We start from the raw sequence: 16035 nt of genomic DNA, 5'->3' as shown, positions 1-16035 counted from the left end.
CGGATCATTCTGTGAAGGGTGCGATATCCCCTCGCCCCTCGCGTACCACCCGGGGCGGGAGCTCGCGCAGATCGACGACACTGGTCGGCTCCAGGTGGCAGGCACCACCATCGATGACCAGATCCAGGTGTGCACCGAAGCGCTCGCGGATTTCCTCGGCATCGGTCATCGGCAGTTCCTCGCCCACCGGAATCAGCGTCACGCTCATCAGGGGCTCGCCCAGCTCATCGAGCAACGCCCGGGGAATCGGATGGTCCGGCACCCGCACGCCGATGGAACGTCGCTTGGGATGCAGCAACAGCCGAGGCACTTCACTGGTGGCCTGGAGGATGAAGGTATAGGCACCGGGCGTATGCGCCTTGAGCAGACGAAAGACGGCATTGTCCACCTTGGCGTAGGTACCGATCTCGGACAGATCCGAGCACACTAGGGTGAAGTTGTGCTTGTCGTCCAGGGAGCGCAACCACTTGATGCGCTCGATGGCCTTCTTGTCGCCGAGATGGCAGCCCAGGGCATAACCGGAGTCGGTAGGATAGGCGACCACACCGCCATCGCGGATGATACGGACCGCCTGATCAATGAGTCGCTTCTGGGGGGTTTCCGGATGAATCTGGAAGAACTGGCTCATGGGCGCTCCCTGTTCATTGGCATTGTCGAGGACATTCGCCGGCTCAGGCCGCCGGCACGGAGTGGCCGAATACGGCCGCAATACCTGGATGAGTCCAGACCGGCGCCACCGACGTTCGCGGTACCGGCGTCATGCTCCCCGGCGCCAGGTGGCCGCCGGGGAAATGAAAATCGCTGCCGAGCGAGGCCAGCAGGTCTCGCTCGGCCAGCTGGCGCGCCAGGTCACGCGTGACATCAGGGTTCTGGAAGCCACTGACCAGCTCCACCGCCTGACCTCCAGCGGCATGGAAGTCGTCGAGCAGTTGTCCGCGCTTGCGACGAGTCAGGCCGTAGCGCAACGGGTGCGCCAGCGCCGCCACGCCACCGGCATCGAGCACCCAGGCCACCACCGTGGCGAGAGAAGGCCAGTGGGCCTTGATATCGCCAGCCTTGCCATTGCCCAGGTGGCGTCGAAAGGCGGTGGCCATGTCGGGCACCAGCTCCGCCGCCACCAAGGCCCGCGCGAAGTCCGGACGCCCCAGGGGACGATCCGAACCGGCCTCTTCCCTAGCGCGAGCGAGCGCATCCTCGAGGCCGACCCGCTCCATCCGCTCGGCGATCTGCATGGCGCGGCGTTCACGCGCCTCGGCCTGGCGCTCCAGCCCCGATGCCAGCTCGCCCTGGGCGCCCGACGGCAGCAACCCCACCACATGAATGTTGATGCCCCGCCACTGGCAGGACAGCTCGGTGGCAGGCAGCACCACCACACCGTGACGCTCGCCCGCAACCCGCGCCCGCTCGACACCAGCGACGGTGTCATGATCGGTCAGCGCCATGTGGGTCAAGCCACGCGCCGCGCACGCCTCGACGAGCGCCTCGGGCGACAGGGCACCATCGGAGGCGGTGGAGTGCATGTGAAGGTCGATGGCGAGCGCCTCGCCCTCGAAACGCTCGGGAAGTGCATTCATTGGCATGACGCCGGCAGGTGTCTTTGTCAGAATAACGTCCATGGTGCTCGCGCGACCCATGGGGGTCAATGCCGAGCCCTCTCGTTCACGCGGCGCCAGCCGCTTTACCGAGGACCATTCGTGATGCTCTACGCCATCATCAGTGAAGATGTGAACAACAGTCTGGAGCGGCGCCTGGCCGCACGTCCCGATCACCTGGCCCGCCTGGAGGCACTGCGCGACGAAGGCCGCCTGGTACTGGCCGGCCCGCACCCTGCCATCGACAGCGAATCGCCGGGCGACGCGGGCTTCAGCGGGAGCCTGGTGGTTGCCGAATTCGACGACCTGGCAAGCGCGCAGGCCTGGGCCGACGCCGACCCCTTCGTCATTGCCGGTGTCTACGCCAAGGTGACCGTGAAGCCCTTCAAGCGCGTACTGCCCTGATCCCGACCCTGAGTTATCCACCGCGGGTTTCCCACAGTTGCTGTGGATAACATTGTTGAAACGCCGCGGACGCATCTCTCCGGGCCGGTCCTCATGCCGCTACGCTGACATCGATCAAACTTTGACCAACAGATGCGGAGTTACGCCTTGCCCGCCCACGATCCGTTGCCGCCGCTTGCCGGCCTGCCCCGGGCCCACCTCGACTGGCGGTCCGACGACGGCGGGATGAGTGCACCGCATTCCAGCGCGTTCGACGATGTCTACTTCTCCCGCCACGACGGGCGTGCCGAGACCGAGCACGTCTTCCTCGAGGCCAATCGCTTGCCCGAGCGTTTTCGGGCCTGGCCGGAGGGTCGTCCCTTCGTCATCGGCGAGACCGGCTTCGGCACCGGCTTGAACATGCTCTGCGCCTGGGCCTGTTTCGATGCCCACGCACCCGACCATGCCAGGTTGCATCTGGTCTCCACGGAACTCTACCCGCTCGAGCGCCGGGACCTGGCCCGTGCCCTCGAGGCCTGGCCGGACCTGGCCGGCCGCGCGGCGGCTCTGCTGGCACAATGGCCCGAGCCGGTGAGCGGCGTGCATCGCCTGTGGCTCGACAAGCGCGTGACCCTGGATCTGCACTTCGGCGACACGACCGAGCGTCTGCGATGCCTCGACGGCCGTGTCGACGCCTGGTTCCTGGATGGCTTCGCGCCGGCTCGTAACCCCGACATGTGGCAACCGACGCTGTTTGCCGCCATGGCGGCGCGCTCGCGTCCCGGCGCGACCTTTGCCACCTTCACCTGTGCCGGCGTGGTCAAGCGCGGTCTCGCGGCCGCCGGCTTCGCCTGGCGCAAGGTGCCCGGCTTCGGCCGCAAGCGCGAAATGCTCGCCGGCGAGATCCTCGATCCCCCGGCGGACGAACGGCGCCGCGCCACGCCCTGGTTCACGCCTCCCGCTCCCGGCCCGGGGCAGCGGGTCGCGGTCATCGGTGGCGGTATCGCCGGCACCAGCGTGGCCGCCGCCCTGGCTCGGCGCGGCGTGCCGGTCACGCTGATCGACCGTGAAGCCCCCGGTGCCGGTGCCTCCGGCAATCGCCAGGGCATGCTTTACGTCAAGCTTGCCGCCGAGACCAACGACCAGAGTCGCTGCTATCTGGCCGGCCTGCTGCACAGCCGACGTTGGCTCGATGCACTGGACCCGGATGGCACCCTGTGGCATCCCTGCGGTGTGTTGCAACTCGCCACCGGCCCACGCGAGGCAAAGCGCCAGGCACGCTTTCTCGACAACCATCCACTGCCCGAGAGTGTGGTCCGCGCCATCTCGTCCGCTCAGGCCAGCCAGCTCGCCGGTATCCCGGTCGAAAGCGACGGACTCGAATACCCACTTGCCGGCTGGGTACGTCCGGATGCGCTGTGTCGACGCCTCGCTGCCACGCCCGGTGTGACCCTCCAGCGTGGCGAGGTGCACGACATCACCGCCACGCCCGAAGGGTGGCGACTGTCGATGACGGTCGACGAAGGAGCGAGCGAACTCGAGGCCGACCAGGTGGTGATCGCCACGGCAAGCCTGGCCAATGGCTTCGCCCAGACCGCCGAATTGCCGCTCCAGCCGGTGCGTGGACAAGTCTCCAGCCTGACGCTGCCCGAAGGCGCCCCCGCGCCGAACCGAGTGATCTGCGCGGGCGGCTATGTGGCGCCTCCTCTGGAGGGACAGTTGACCTTCGGCGCCACCTTCAGGCCCAACGAGACGGATGCCCGGGTGAGCGACGCCGACCACCGGACCAATCGCGACGAGCTGACCCGCACCCTTCCCGGCTATGCCGCGGCCCTGGAAGCATCGGGCGCCTCGCTCGACGCCACAACGCTCGAAGGGCGCGCCGCGGTGCGTGCGGCAAGCCCCGACAAGACACCCTACGCCGGCCCCGTTCCAGACGCCGCCGCCTGGCGCGAGGCCTATGCGGTGCTGGCCAAGGACGCCACCCGTATTCCCGACATTGCCGGACAGCATCATCCTGGGTTGTGGATCAGCACCGCCCATGGCTCCCGAGGACTGGCCAGCGCGCCCTTGTGCGCCGAGGTCATCGCCTCGCGCATCTGTGACGAGCCGATGCCCCTGGAAGCGCCGCTGGTCGATCACCTGCACCCGGGACGACGACTGATCCGCGATTTGATTCGCGGTGGCTGAAGACAACGCGCTCCCGCAGCGGCCAAGCCTCGCCCTGCACAGGCGCAGAGACGCCTAGCCCTCTTCCTCGCCGTCGGCCAGATCACGCCCGAAGGCACGCCACTGCGCCAGCGTCATGACCTCGGTGGTCTCGGTCTCAAGGTCGTGGGCGATCAATAGTTCACCCTCTTCCAACTGACGCTTGAGCTGGGTCGTCCAGCCGGTCATGCCCTGTTCGGTGTCACTGGTGTCGTACCCCTGGCGGGTCACGAAAGCCTCCAGCAGGGCATCCAGGGTGTCGGCCGGCAGCATCCGGTACGGCACTTCGATGAAGCGATCACCCATTCTGTGCATCTCCCTTCTCCCAGGCCTCCAGGCGTTCGAGGAACGTCGACTCGTCGATGACCTCCACGCCGAGTTGTTCGGCTCGGGTCAGCTTGCTGCCGGCGGCTTCGCCGGCCACCAGACAAGCGGTCTTCTTCGAGACACTACCGGCCACCTTGGCACCCAACGCCTGCAGGCGGGCCTTGCCTTCGTCTCGGGTCATGCTCTCCATGGTGCCGGTGAGCACCCAGGTCTGGCCTTCCAGCGGCGTCGGACCGGCCTCGACCTCGGTTTCCTCCCAGCGCAGTCCGACATCGATCAGCGACTGGATCGTCTCGCGGTTATGGGGCTGCTGGAAGAAGGTATGCACATGGGCCGCGACGATGGGACCAACGTCCTCCACCTTCTCCAGGGCATCGCGCCCGGCCTCCATCAGCGCCTCCAGGGTGCCGAAGTGGCGCGCCAGGTTGGCCGCGGTGGCTTCACCCACCTCACGTATTCCCAGGGCGAAGATGAAACGCGGCAGCGTCGTCGCCTTGGCCTTCTCCAGGGCCGCCACCAGATTCTGCGAGGATTTCTCGCCCATGCGCGGCAGCGTCGCCAGGCGCTCCGCCTCGAGCGCGAACAGGTCGGCCGGTGTCTGTATCCAGTCGAGTTCGACGAGCTGGTCGATCAGCTTTTCACCCAGGCCCTCGATGTCCAGGGCGCGACGGCTGGCGAAATGCTTGAGGGCCTCCTTGCGCTGTGCGGCACAGTACAGCCCACCAGAACAGCGCGCCACGGCCTCGTCCTCGAGCCGCTCTATCTGGGAATCGCAGACCGGACACCGCTCGGGGAAAACGATCTGCCGGGCATCGTCGGGTCGATATTCTTCCTGTACGCGCACCACCTGAGGAATGACGTCACCGGCACGCCGGATCGCCACGGTATCGCCGATCATGACTCCGAGCCGGTCGATCTCGTCGGCATTGTGCAGGGTTGCATTGGAGACCGTGACCCCGGCCACCGAGACCGGCTCGAGCCTTGCCACGGGCGTGATGGCACCGGTTCGGCCGACCTGGAACTCCACGTCGTTGAGGCGCGTCGTCTGCTCCTGGGCGGGAAACTTGAAGGCGATGGCCCAGCGCGGCGCCCGCGCCACGAAGCCCAGCTCACGCTGCAGGCGCAGGTCATCGACCTTGATCACCACACCGTCGATGTCATACCCCAGCGAATCACGCTTCTCGCCAAGCGTCCTACAGTACTCGATCACGCCCTCGGCCCCGAGGACGACCTGGAGCTCGGCACTGGTGCGAAACCCGAACTCTCTCAGACGGGCCATCAGGGCACTATGGCTGGCATCGCCGGCATCCGGCTCGATGCGGGCCGCCTGGTAGGCGCTGAACTCCAGGGGGCGCTTGTCGGTGATGCGCGGGTCGAGCTGGCGCAGGCTACCCGCCGCGGCATTGCGCGGATTGGCGAAGACCTTGCCGCCTTCTTCCCGGGCCTTGTCGTTCATGGCCTCGAAGTCGGCGTGGCGCATCGTCACCTCACCACGCACTTCCAGCAAGTCCGGCCACTCCCGGCCACGCAGCTTCAGCGGTATCGACTTCAGGGTCTTGAGGTTCGAGGTGATGCCCTCGCCGGTGCGGCCGTCGCCGCGGGTCACGCCAGCAACGAGCGCGCCATGCTCATAGACCAGGGACACGGCCGCGCCGTCCAGCTTGGGCTCGCAACAGAAGGCGAGCGACTCGCCATCGACCTCGAGTCGGTCGGCGACACGCTTGACGAAGGCAGCCAGTTCCTCCTCGTCGAAGGCGTTATCCAGAGACAGCATCGGCACGGCGTGCTCGATCTCGGGAAACCCATCGGCAGGGGCGGCGCCGACCCGCTGAGTGGGCGAGTCGGGCGTCACCAGCTCGGGATGCTCTGCCTCGATCTCCTGCAGACGCCGCAGTTTGCGGTCATAGTCGGCATCGGTCAGGCGGGGTTCGTCGAGCACATAATAGCGGTGATTGGCATCATCGAGTTCGGCGCGCAGGCGCTTCGCCTCGTCCTGAATCGTGGGATCGGGCTGGGTCATGACATTCCGTTTCTCGGTCCTTGGCGAGGGATTCGAAGCTCGAAGCTCGAAGCTCGAAGCTCGAAGCTCGAAGCTCGAAGCTCGAAGCTCGAAGCTCGAAGCTCGAAGCTCGAAGCTCGAAGCTCGAAGCTCGAAGCTCGAAGCTCGAAAGGCAGCGTAAACCAAACCACCTCCGTAGCAAGGCTACGGAGGTGGTCTTCTTCCAGCTCCAAGCGTCAAGCTTGCAGCTCCGGGCGCAGCCCGGTCGTTAGTTTACCTGATAACGATGCAGTCGATTGCGGCGTTCGAACTCCTGCACACGCTGTCGGGCGAATTCCACCGTCTGCGCCGTCATCACGCTCATGTTCTCGTCCTTCAATTCGCCGCCCAGGTGACGGACGATGACCATGGCCGTCTCGACCATCGCCTCGAAGGCCGCTGAGGTGTCGGTGGCGCTCGGCAGAGGCATCAACAGGGTAACGCCCGGCGTGTGAAAGTCATCCATGGAATGGATGGGGAAGGTCCCCGGCTTGACCACATTGACCATGGAGAATTGCAGCGGACTCTCGGCATCCTCGGTCTCGAAGCGATGGAAGATGCCCATGTCGCGGCCGTAACGCAGACCGCAGGCCAGCATCAGGTCCAGCAGGGCCGCCCCGGAGAATCCCCGCTCCTCGCGCGACATCACGCTGATGACGATGATCTCCTCGGCGTGACTCAGGGCCTGGCGGGCATGCTCGGCGCTCACGTCGTGGCGCATGGCCTTTTCCAGCACCGGATGCGCCTTGACCACATCATCGTCCTGCGGCACTTCCGCCGTTTCGGTCGAGGCTGGTGCGTCCTCGTCGTGATAGCGTGAGGCTGCGGCGTCATCACCGAACAAGGGATCATGATGTTCGGCGGTTTCGGCCTCGAAGCGACGACGTTCTGCCTCGCGAGCCGCACTGGCCTCGGCCTCCTCGCGCTCGCGACGCGCCTGTTCCTCGCGTTCGGCCTGCTCACGCTGCTTGCGTTCCGCGCGTTCCTGTTCCTTGCGCTCTCTCTCCTGGCGCTTCTGGTCGCGACGTTCGGCGAGGGTCTTCTGCAAGGAGGAACCGAACCGATGCATGGAAGCGCCCACTCGCCGCGAACCGCTCTTCAGCGAATCGCCCATGCCCTCGAGATCGACCAGACGATATCGTTCGTCATCGTCGTGATAGGTCTCGTGATCGTCGGGATCGGCCGCCAGAGGCTCGGACATGCTTTCAGCCGGCTGGCGATCGTTCTCCGAAGTCCGCTCATCCCTGGCTCCATCCTCGAGGCCAAGCGCGGGCTCGCGCCGCGCCCCATCGTCGCTGCGCGCTTCACGCTTCGCCGCCACATCGGCATGCGGCGTGGCAACCTCCTCGTGTGCCTCCGCTTGCGGTTCGGCGTCACGGGGGCCGGGATCGGCAGCAACGCTCGATGCCGGGCGAGCCGACACGTCTCCGACCTCCGGGGCCACGTCATCGTCATCCCGACGCTGACGCCGGAACTCGGAAAGCACCCTGGAGGGGCCCGGGTGATCCTGTCGTTGCAATTTCGGCTTGGGCTGCACCGCCGCCTGCTCAGCCGGCCTGACGACACGCGCCCCTCCGTTGGGCAGTTCCCAGCTCAGCTCGGCCTCGCGCGCCGCCGCCTCTGGGTCTTCATCGGAATCCGCCGTCATACCGTCCGCCGGCTCTGAACCGGCCCGGTCAAGACGCGGCACCTGACGTTGGCGCTGGAGGCGGCGCACCCCATCGATCACGATGAGGGTCACCAATGCTAGCCCAAGAATGATCAGCCACTCTCTAAGTTCCATGGGTCGTCATGCCTTTTGCTAAGGCGCCATGCCTGAAGGTTGTTCGACAACAGCATAGCGCGATTGCCCGAAAAAGGACCACTTTTTTTGTTTGTCAAGCTCGGATTTTTTTCACCGAGTGTCGACAAGGCCCTGCGCAATCGCCCTTCATCAATCCCTGTACGTACCTGCAATGCAACATTGTTACCTTCCTTGTAAACCCTTTCACCATTATCGTTCAAGCCTCATCACGCCTCGGCAAGGGCCGCCGCCTCCTCGACGCCCACCGAAACCAGACGTGAGACCCCGGGCTCCTGCATGGTCACCCCCATCAGTCGCTCCGACGCTTCCATGGCAATCTTGTTGTGGGTGATATAGATGAACTGGACCGACTCCGACATTTCCTTAACCAGCTTGGCATAGCGTCCCACATTGGCATCATCCAATGGTGCATCCACTTCATCCAGCATGCAGAAGGGTGCCGGATTGAGTTGGAAGATAGCAAAAACCATGGCCAACGCAGTCAGTGCCTTTTCTCCCCCGGAGAGCAGATGAATGGTGCTGTTCTTCTTGCCCGGTGGCCTGGCCATGATGGCGACCCCGGTCTCCAGCAAATCGTCGCCGGTCAAGGTCAACCATGCGGTCCCGCCGCCGAAGATCTTGGGAAAAAGTGTCTGCAGACCCGTATTGACTCGCTCGAAGGTATCGCGAAAACGCGTCCGGGTTTCCTGATCGATACGCCGGATCGCCCGATCCAGGGTCTCCAGCGCCTCGCTGAGTTCAACATGCTGGGCCTCGAGATAATCGCGCCGCTCGGCCTGCTGGTCGTATTCCTCGATGGCCGCGAGGTTGATCGCGCCGAGCCGGCGGATACGCTCGCCGACCTCCTCCAGCCGCGTCTGCCAGGCGGATTCGGTGGCATTCGGGTCCAGCGACTCGGCCAGGGCAGCGGCATCGTGTCCCAACTCACCTAGCTGCTCGTCCTGGGCCTCGGCCTTGAGGGCCAGGGCCTGGACCTGCATGCGCGATTCCTGCAGGCGTTCGCGAATGCCCTCGAGCTGGCGTTCATGGGTCTGGCGCGCCTGTTCATCCTCGCGTAGCCGTTCGACCAGGGAGGCCGCACGAGAGCGGGCCTCGTTGAGCTCTCGCTCCTCGCGCTCGCGACGATGCAACAACTCGTCGAGCCGTTCACGGCGTTCCTCATCGGGCTCATGCAGTCCTTCGCGTTCCTCTTCCAGTTCGGCGCAGCGCTGCTCGAGACGCTGGCGGGCCTCGCCGGAACGTCCCTGCTGTTCCGCCAGACCCGCACGTTCGGTGGTCAGGCGTTGATGCTCCAGCGCCAGGCGCTGGGACTGCTCGGCGAGAGGACGCTGTCGCGACCGCAACGATGTCAGCCGTTCGCGCGCCTCGCGGCGCTCCCGCTCCAGACGCTCGCGCGTTTCGGCACCTTCCTCGAGCCGAGCCATCGCGGCCTGCCAGTGTTCCCGCGTTTCCTCGATGGCCAGGCGCGTTTCCTCGGCGGACGCCTCCAGCCCCTCGACTTCCTCGGCAAGCTCGGCGGCTCGGCCCTGGAGATGTTCGAGACGACTGGCCAGCCCGCTGTCCTGGACGGCCAGCTGCTGACGCTGCTGATCCAGGTCACGCTGCTCGATACGGACCTCCTCCAGACCGGATTCGGCCCGCTCGACCTCCTCGTTGGCCTCGGCGAGCCGAGCCTCCAGCGCGTCGAGCCGTGCTTCCACCGCCGCCAGCTCCTCGCGTACCTCGGCCTCGCGACGGCGGCTGACCAGCAAGGCATCGGGGCCCTCCTCACCGCCTCGATGCCGGGCCCAGCCGTCGCCCACCCAGAGGCCATCGGCAGTGATCAGGCTCTCGCCGGGCGCCAGAGATGCCTGGCCGGCCCAGGCTTCCTCCCGCGAGGCAGCGCAGCGAATCGTCGCCAGCCACTGGGTTGCCGCCCCGGCCCCCGACACCTCGGCGGCGAGGCTGCCGGGCGGCGCCAAACGCTCCTCTCCTGACAGCAACCCCAGTTCGGCGTTCAGTTCGGGGGCGAGAACACGGGCGCCATCGTCCGGCGAGGCCACGCGCGCCTTGAGCCAGGGCGCCAGCACCCAGGAGACCGCATCTTCCCAGCCCGGCGTGACATCGAGCCGCTCGCCGAGCCGAGCGCTGCCTTCCAGGCCATGCTCGGCCAGGTGGGCATCCAGGTGCTCATCATGATCGGCGAGCGCTGCCTGAATCAGGGCCTCGAGGGAAGCCAGCTCGCCCTGCAAGGTACTGCGCCGCTGGCGTTCGAGCTCCCGTGCCTCTTCGGCGTCGCGAACCCGCTCACGGGCGGCATCGCGGCTCTCCTGCCAGGTCTCGCGTCGCTCCTCGCTGGACGCCAGCCGCTCCTCGAGCTCGGCCAGGCGTTCCGTGACCTCGCTTCGCTGGGCTTCGAGTGCTGCAATGTCGGGAAGTTCCTCGCGCTGCTGGCGGCGCTTGCGCGCGTCCTCCTCGATGCGCTCGAGCCGCGACTCCTGCTCGCGCAGGCGGTCCTGGGCGCGCTCGGCCTCACGGCTATCCTCCTGCCAGCGCTCGCCGAAGGCTTCCCAGGCAGCATCGGCCTCCTCGGCAAGGGGTTCGGCTTCCTCAAGGGCGGCTTCCAACTCGGCAAGCTGCTCGGCCACCTCTTCCTGCTCGGGCCCCAGGGTCTCGAGACGCTCGTCGAGCCGGGCCAGACGTTCACCGTCGTCCTCGCCCACCTGCTTCAGGTCATGCAGTTCACGGCGGGCGCTTTCCAGGTCGCGGGCCAGTTGCTGGTCTCGGGCGCGGGTATGTTCGAGATCCTGCTCCAGACGAGCGATCGCGGTGGTGGTTTCATGAAAGCGCGCCTGGTATCCCTCGAGTTCGGACGCCAGGCGATCATGTTCCGCCCGGGCCTCTTCCAGACGCGTCTCGCATTGGCGAAGGCCCAGCACTTCACGCTCCACGGCGGTCTCGAGCTCACCGACCCGTGCTTGCTCCTCGTCCTGACTGGCTTTCAGGGCACGGCCGCGCAGCAGCGCCAGCTCTCCCTTGAGCTGGTACTCTTCCTGCTTGAGCGTCTGGTAGCGTCGCGCCGCGTCGGCCTGGCGCTTGAGCTTCTCCAGCTGCTTGTCCAGTTCTTCGCGGATGTCCTCCAGGCGCTCGAGATTCTCCTGGGTACGACGCATGCGATTCTCGGTCTCGCGACGACGCTCCTTGTATTTGGAGATGCCGGCCGCTTCCTCGAGGGTCGCGCGCAATTCCTCCGGACGCGATTCGATCAACCGCGAGATCATGCCCTGCCCGATGATGGCATAGGAGCGCGGCCCCAGGCCGGTGCCGAGAAACAGGTCAGCGATGTCCCGACGCCGACACTTCTGACCATTGAAGAAGTAGCTGGACTGCCCCTCACGGGTGACCTGACGCTTCACCGAGATCTCGGCATACTGGGCGTAGGGACCGCCCATGGAGCCGTCACGGTTGTCGAACATCAGCTCGATGGAGGCCTGGCCCACCGGCTTACGGCCGGTGGAGCCATTGAAGATGACGTCGGCCATCGACTCGCCACGCAGGGTCTTGGCCGAGGATTCCCCCATGACCCAGCGCACGGCATCGATGATGTTGGACTTGCCACAGCCGTTGGGCCCGACGATGGCCGTCATGTTGCCATCGAAGGGAACGCTGATGGGATCGACGAAGGACTTGAAGCCAGCCAGGCGAATGGATGTCAGGCGCATGAATTATTCGACTACCTTGTCGATGACGGCATCGGGCGACTCGTTCTTCCCCGATGTCATGTTGCGTCGTTCCTCGTCGCTCGCTTCCCCGGCAGCCGCCAGCCGACGCTGGGCGGTCTCGATGCCCTGGCGCAGGGCCTCGGCGGAACGGTTGTCGCTCATGCCGGCAATGGCCCGGCGCCAGCGATCGATGGCCAGCCGGTACTCGCCGTTCTCGAACGCCTCGATACCCAGCATGCCCAATATCGTGGGCTGGTCGGGCGCCTCGGCGAGCACCTCGTCGACCAGTGCCTGGGTATCCTCGCCCAGCGTGCGGCCCTCGGCGAAGTAGCGCAACTGCGCCAGCTCGGCCAGCAGCGCGGGCTGCCGGCCTTCCAGTTCGATCAAGCGGTGCAGGGCCGACTCGGCCTCCGCGACCCGTCCGGTGTCACGATAGAGGGGGAACAGCGAGCGCCAGACATTGGCATTCTCCGGCTGGCGTGCAGCCTGTTGCTCGAGTGCCTCGACCAGCTCGCTCACCGAGGCATCGGGTTGCTGCAGGACCTGCTGCTGCGCGGCACGCAACGCCAGGTCGCCCTCGGCCCCTTGTTGGCGGTACCAGAACACGCTGGCCACCACCAGGAAGATCATCGCGATCGGCACCAGCAGACGGCCCGACAAGGCCGACTTCAAGGGGCGGCGGTTCGCCCGTTCGGTATCCTCGAGCAGACTGCGCTCCAGCTCCAGCCGGTCTTCCTCGAAGCGCTCGTCGCCGATGTCTCCCCGCTCCCTCGCCGCTTCCAGCGATGCCAGGCGGCGACGATAGATCGCGAGATTCTGCTCGACATCGAGTTCGTTCGCCTCGGCGACCTGCTGGGCTGCCCGCACCCCCTCCGCCCGACGGAGCGGAAGGATCAACAACCACAAGGCCGGCAGCAACAGCAGGGCGAAGGCGAACCAGAGCTGGGTCATTCGTTCCTCTTATCGTGAACGGTGTCTTGATGGGTGTCTCGATCCACGCCCTGGCGGTGAACCAGGGCATCGAGTCGGGCACGCTCCGCCTCGCTGAGCCCGCGCGCCGCAACGTGGCGCCGGGCCCGCACCAGCATGAGCACCAGCACGACGCCGAGCAGCACCAGGGCTGCGGGCAAGCCCCACAGCAAGAGGGTACGTCCCTCCAGGCGTGGATTATAAAGCACATAGTCACCGAAGCGGTGCACCATGAAGTCGAGAATTTCCTTGTCCGACCGCCCCTGCTGCAACTGCTGGTAGACGCGCTCTCGCATGTCGCCGGCGATGGGAGAATCGGAATCGCCGATCGACTGATTCTGGCACTTGGGGCAACGCAGCGTCGCGGTGAGGTCGCGATAGCGCTGCTCCATGACCGGGTCGTCGAACTGGCGCACCTCGACGGCGGCCAGGGTCGGCAGCGACAGCGCCGCCAGCAGGATCAACAGCCAGACATTCAGTCGCGCCATTTTTCCACCTCCGGCATGATCACGCGGGAGACATCGTCAGGAGCGATATAGCCAGTATGGTGATAGCGGATCACCCCCTCGGCGTCGACCAGGAAGGTCTCCGGCGCGCCATAGACGCCGAGATCGAAGCCCAGGCTACCTTCCGGATCGAAGATGTTGACCTCGAAGGGATCGCCGAACTCGTCCAGAAAGGCGCGCCCCTTGGCTCGGGTATCCTTGTAGTCGACCCCCACCAGCCGTACGCCACGCTCGGCCAGCTCGAGCAGCTGGGGCATTTCCTGCTTGCAGGTCGGGCACCATTCTCCCCAGACATTGACCAGGGTCACCTCCCCCTTCAGCAACGAGGCATCCACCCGGCGCTCGGGGTCGGCCAGGGTGGTCAATTCGAATTCGGGGAAATCCCGGGCCACCATGGCCGAATCACGGTTCGATGGGTCCATCGACAAACCGCGATACAAGACAGCGCCCAGCACGAGAAATCCCAACAACGGCAACAACAGTAGCACTCGACGCTTCATGCACTGACCTCCCGCGAGTCCTCGAGGGCAGCACGCTCCGGGTCACGGGCCGTCACCGCACGACGATAGCGACGATCGATCACCGCCAGCAGCCCGCCGATCGCCATCAACAGGCCACCCAACCACAGCCAGCGTACCAGGGGCTTGTACTGGAGCCGCAAGGCCCAGCTACCATCTTCCAGCTTCTCGCCCATGGCCACGTAGAGGTCACGCAGTGGCCCCGGGCGCAGGGCTACATCGGTCATCGGCATGCCGGTGGCGAGATACAGGCGCTTCTCCGGCATCATCACGAAATGCCGGTCATTATCGCCTCGTTGCACCTCGAGGCGCGCCGTATCGGCGACGAAATTGGGTCCGCGGCGCTCGGCGAGCTCGGTCAAGGTAAAGGTATAGCCGGCCAGACTGGCCGTATCGCCGACGCCCATGCGGACATTGCGCTCGATGGAGTAGTTGGCCACCACGCTGACCCCGACAATGGTCACGGCCACGCCCAGATGCGCCAGCAGCATGCCCCAGTAGGCCAGCGACAGCTTGCGCAGGGCAGCCATCCGCGAGGGCCCGCGGCGCGTCTTGTCCAGCAGCCCACGCAGCATCGGCAGTACGATCCACAACGCCGCCACCAGCCCCAGCGAAACCTGCAGATTCCACTCGCCGTCGTACAGCAGTGGAACGGCTCCGGCAATGACCAGGGCCATGCCACCGGCCAGCCAGGTGCGACGCCAGAGGACGCGAACGCTCATGCGCTTCCACTGCGCCAGCGGCCCCAGGCCCATGAAGATGCAGAGAAGCACCGTCAGCGGCACGAAGAGGGCATTGAAGTAAGGCGGCCCCACGCTGATCTTGCCGAGCCCGAAGGCATCGAGCAGCAACGGGTAGAGGGTCCCCAGCAGTACCGTGATCGTCATGACCACCAGCAGGATGTTGTTGATCAGCAACAAGGCATCGCGAGACAGCCAGGTAAAGCCCACCCGATGGCCGACTCTTGGAGCGCGCAACGCGAACAGCAGCAAGGACGCCCCCACGGTGATACCCAGCAGCACCAGGATGAAGAGCCCCCGCGATGGATCGTTGGCGAAGGCATGCACCGAGGTGAGCACGCCTGAACGCACCAGGAAGGTGCCCAGCAACGACAGCGAGAAGGTCGAAATGGCCAGCAGCACCGTCCAGCTCTTGAAGGCACCCCGCTTCTCGGTCACCGCCAGGGAGTGGATGAGCGCAGTGCCAGCCAGCCAGGGCAGCAGCGAGGCATTCTCCACCGGGTCCCAGAACCACCAGCCGCCCCAGCCGAGCTCGTAGTAGGCCCACCAGCTACCCAGTGCGATTCCTACGGTGAGAAAGGCCCAGGCCACATTGGTCCAGGGTCGCGCCCAGCGTGTCCAAGCCGCGTCCAGACGGCCGCCCATCAGGGCCGCGATGGCGAAGGAGAAGACCACCGAGAAGCCGACATACCCCATGTAGAGCATCGGCGGGTGGATGATCAGGCCGATATCCTGCAGCAGCGGGTTCAGGTCGGCACCATCGGTCGGCACATTGGGCAACAGCCGCGCGAAGGGGTTGGAAGTCACCAGCACGAACGTCAAGAAACCCGTGCTGATCAGCCCCATCACGCCCAGTACCCGGGCCAGCATGTCCCGGGGCAGCTCCCGGGAAAAATGCGAGACGGCATAGGTCCAGGCGCCGAGGATCAGGCTCCACAACAGCACCGAACCCTCGTGGTTGCCCCAGACAGCGCTGAACTTGTAGTACCAGGGCAGCATCGAGTTCGAGTTGTTGGCCACCGTGGCCACGCTGAAGTCATCCAGCAGATAGCTGGCCGTCAGGCAGGCGTAGGCCACGATCAAAAAGGCGAACTGGCCGGTCGCCATGGGGCGGGCATAGGCCATCCACAACGGCCGACGCGTTGCCGCCCCGGCCAGCGGCACAAACGCCTGCACCACCGCCATCAGCAGGGCGATGACCAAGGCGAAATGGCCAATCTCGGGGATCATCTCGATCAGCATGGCGAC

At 65.8% G+C, this 16035-nt stretch carries 12 protein-coding genes; 2 read left to right on the top strand and 10 right to left on the bottom strand.

Features of this window, described 5'->3' with window-relative positions; translation table 11 throughout:
- Positions 1-4 precede the first annotated feature (4 nt).
- Both A9O65_RS11140 and A9O65_RS11135 read right to left on the bottom strand, forming a co-directional pair.
- A complete protein-coding gene (locus tag A9O65_RS11140; RefSeq protein ID WP_064699569.1) occupies positions 5-628 on the bottom strand; it encodes an L-threonylcarbamoyladenylate synthase in 624 nt (207 codons plus the stop codon).
- Between the two features lie 43 nt (positions 629-671).
- On the bottom strand, positions 672-1580 hold the full coding sequence (locus A9O65_RS11135; RefSeq protein WP_064702198.1) for a PHP domain-containing protein: 909 nt from the start codon (positions 1578-1580) through the stop codon (positions 672-674).
- A gap of 117 nt (positions 1581-1697) precedes the next feature.
- Between A9O65_RS11135 and A9O65_RS11130 the strand changes: the two genes are divergently transcribed.
- Positions 1698-1997 carry a YciI family protein gene (locus tag A9O65_RS11130; RefSeq protein ID WP_064699570.1) on the top strand — a complete coding sequence of 100 codons (300 nt, stop codon included), beginning with the start codon at positions 1698-1700 and terminating at the stop codon, positions 1995-1997.
- Between the two features lie 147 nt (positions 1998-2144).
- Positions 2145-4166 carry a bifunctional tRNA (5-methylaminomethyl-2-thiouridine)(34)-methyltransferase MnmC2/FAD-dependent 5-carboxymethylaminomethyl-2-thiouridine(34) oxidoreductase MnmC1 gene (mnmC, locus tag A9O65_RS11125; RefSeq protein WP_254783075.1) on the top strand — a complete coding sequence of 674 codons (2022 nt, stop codon included), beginning with the start codon at positions 2145-2147 and terminating at the stop codon, positions 4164-4166.
- 54 nt (positions 4167-4220) lie between these two features.
- On the opposite strand, the gene A9O65_RS11120 is transcribed toward mnmC, so the two are convergent.
- The 8 genes from A9O65_RS11120 to A9O65_RS11085 all read right to left on the bottom strand — a co-directional run bounded on the left by A9O65_RS11120 (position 4221) and on the right by A9O65_RS11085 (position 16029).
- Entirely contained in the window at positions 4221-4490 is a 270-nt protein-coding gene (locus tag A9O65_RS11120) for a YheU family protein (protein ID WP_064702139.1), read from the bottom strand.
- On the bottom strand, positions 4483-6531 hold the full coding sequence (gene ligA, locus A9O65_RS11115) for an NAD-dependent DNA ligase LigA (protein WP_064702138.1): 2049 nt from the start codon (positions 6529-6531) through the stop codon (positions 4483-4485). The genes A9O65_RS11120 and ligA overlap by 8 nt, the downstream gene beginning before the upstream one ends.
- A gap of 247 nt (positions 6532-6778) precedes the next feature.
- Positions 6779-8332 carry a cell division protein ZipA gene (gene zipA, locus A9O65_RS11110; RefSeq protein WP_064699574.1) on the bottom strand — a complete coding sequence of 518 codons (1554 nt, stop codon included), beginning with the start codon at positions 8330-8332 and terminating at the stop codon, positions 6779-6781.
- A 227-nt stretch (positions 8333-8559) separates the two neighbouring features.
- The gene (gene smc / locus A9O65_RS11105) at positions 8560-12054 is read right to left on the bottom strand and encodes a chromosome segregation protein SMC (protein WP_064702137.1); all 3495 of its coding nucleotides are present in this window, start codon (positions 12052-12054) and stop codon (positions 8560-8562) included.
- 3 nt (positions 12055-12057) lie between these two features.
- Positions 12058-13005: a c-type cytochrome biogenesis protein CcmI gene (ccmI, locus tag A9O65_RS11100; RefSeq protein WP_064699576.1), complete on the bottom strand. Its 948-nt coding sequence runs from the start codon at positions 13003-13005 to the stop codon at positions 12058-12060.
- Positions 13002-13511: a cytochrome c-type biogenesis protein gene (locus tag A9O65_RS11095; protein ID WP_064699577.1), complete on the bottom strand. Its 510-nt coding sequence runs from the start codon at positions 13509-13511 to the stop codon at positions 13002-13004. The genes ccmI and A9O65_RS11095 overlap by 4 nt, the downstream gene beginning before the upstream one ends.
- Positions 13499-14029 carry a DsbE family thiol:disulfide interchange protein gene (locus tag A9O65_RS11090; protein ID WP_064699578.1) on the bottom strand — a complete coding sequence of 177 codons (531 nt, stop codon included), beginning with the start codon at positions 14027-14029 and terminating at the stop codon, positions 13499-13501. The genes A9O65_RS11095 and A9O65_RS11090 overlap by 13 nt, the downstream gene beginning before the upstream one ends.
- Positions 14026-16029, bottom strand: coding sequence for a heme lyase CcmF/NrfE family subunit (locus A9O65_RS11085; protein WP_064702136.1), 2004 nt, complete (start codon positions 16027-16029; stop codon positions 14026-14028). Before A9O65_RS11085 ends, A9O65_RS11090 begins: the two co-directional genes overlap by 4 nt.
- Positions 16030-16035: the final 6 nt, after the last annotated feature.

Source organism: Halomonas caseinilytica (assembly GCF_001662305.1).
GTDB lineage: Bacteria > Pseudomonadota > Gammaproteobacteria > Pseudomonadales > Halomonadaceae > Halomonas > Halomonas caseinilytica.
Note: the sequence above shows the minus strand (reverse complement) of the source record. Positions and strands in the feature narration are given on the sequence as shown.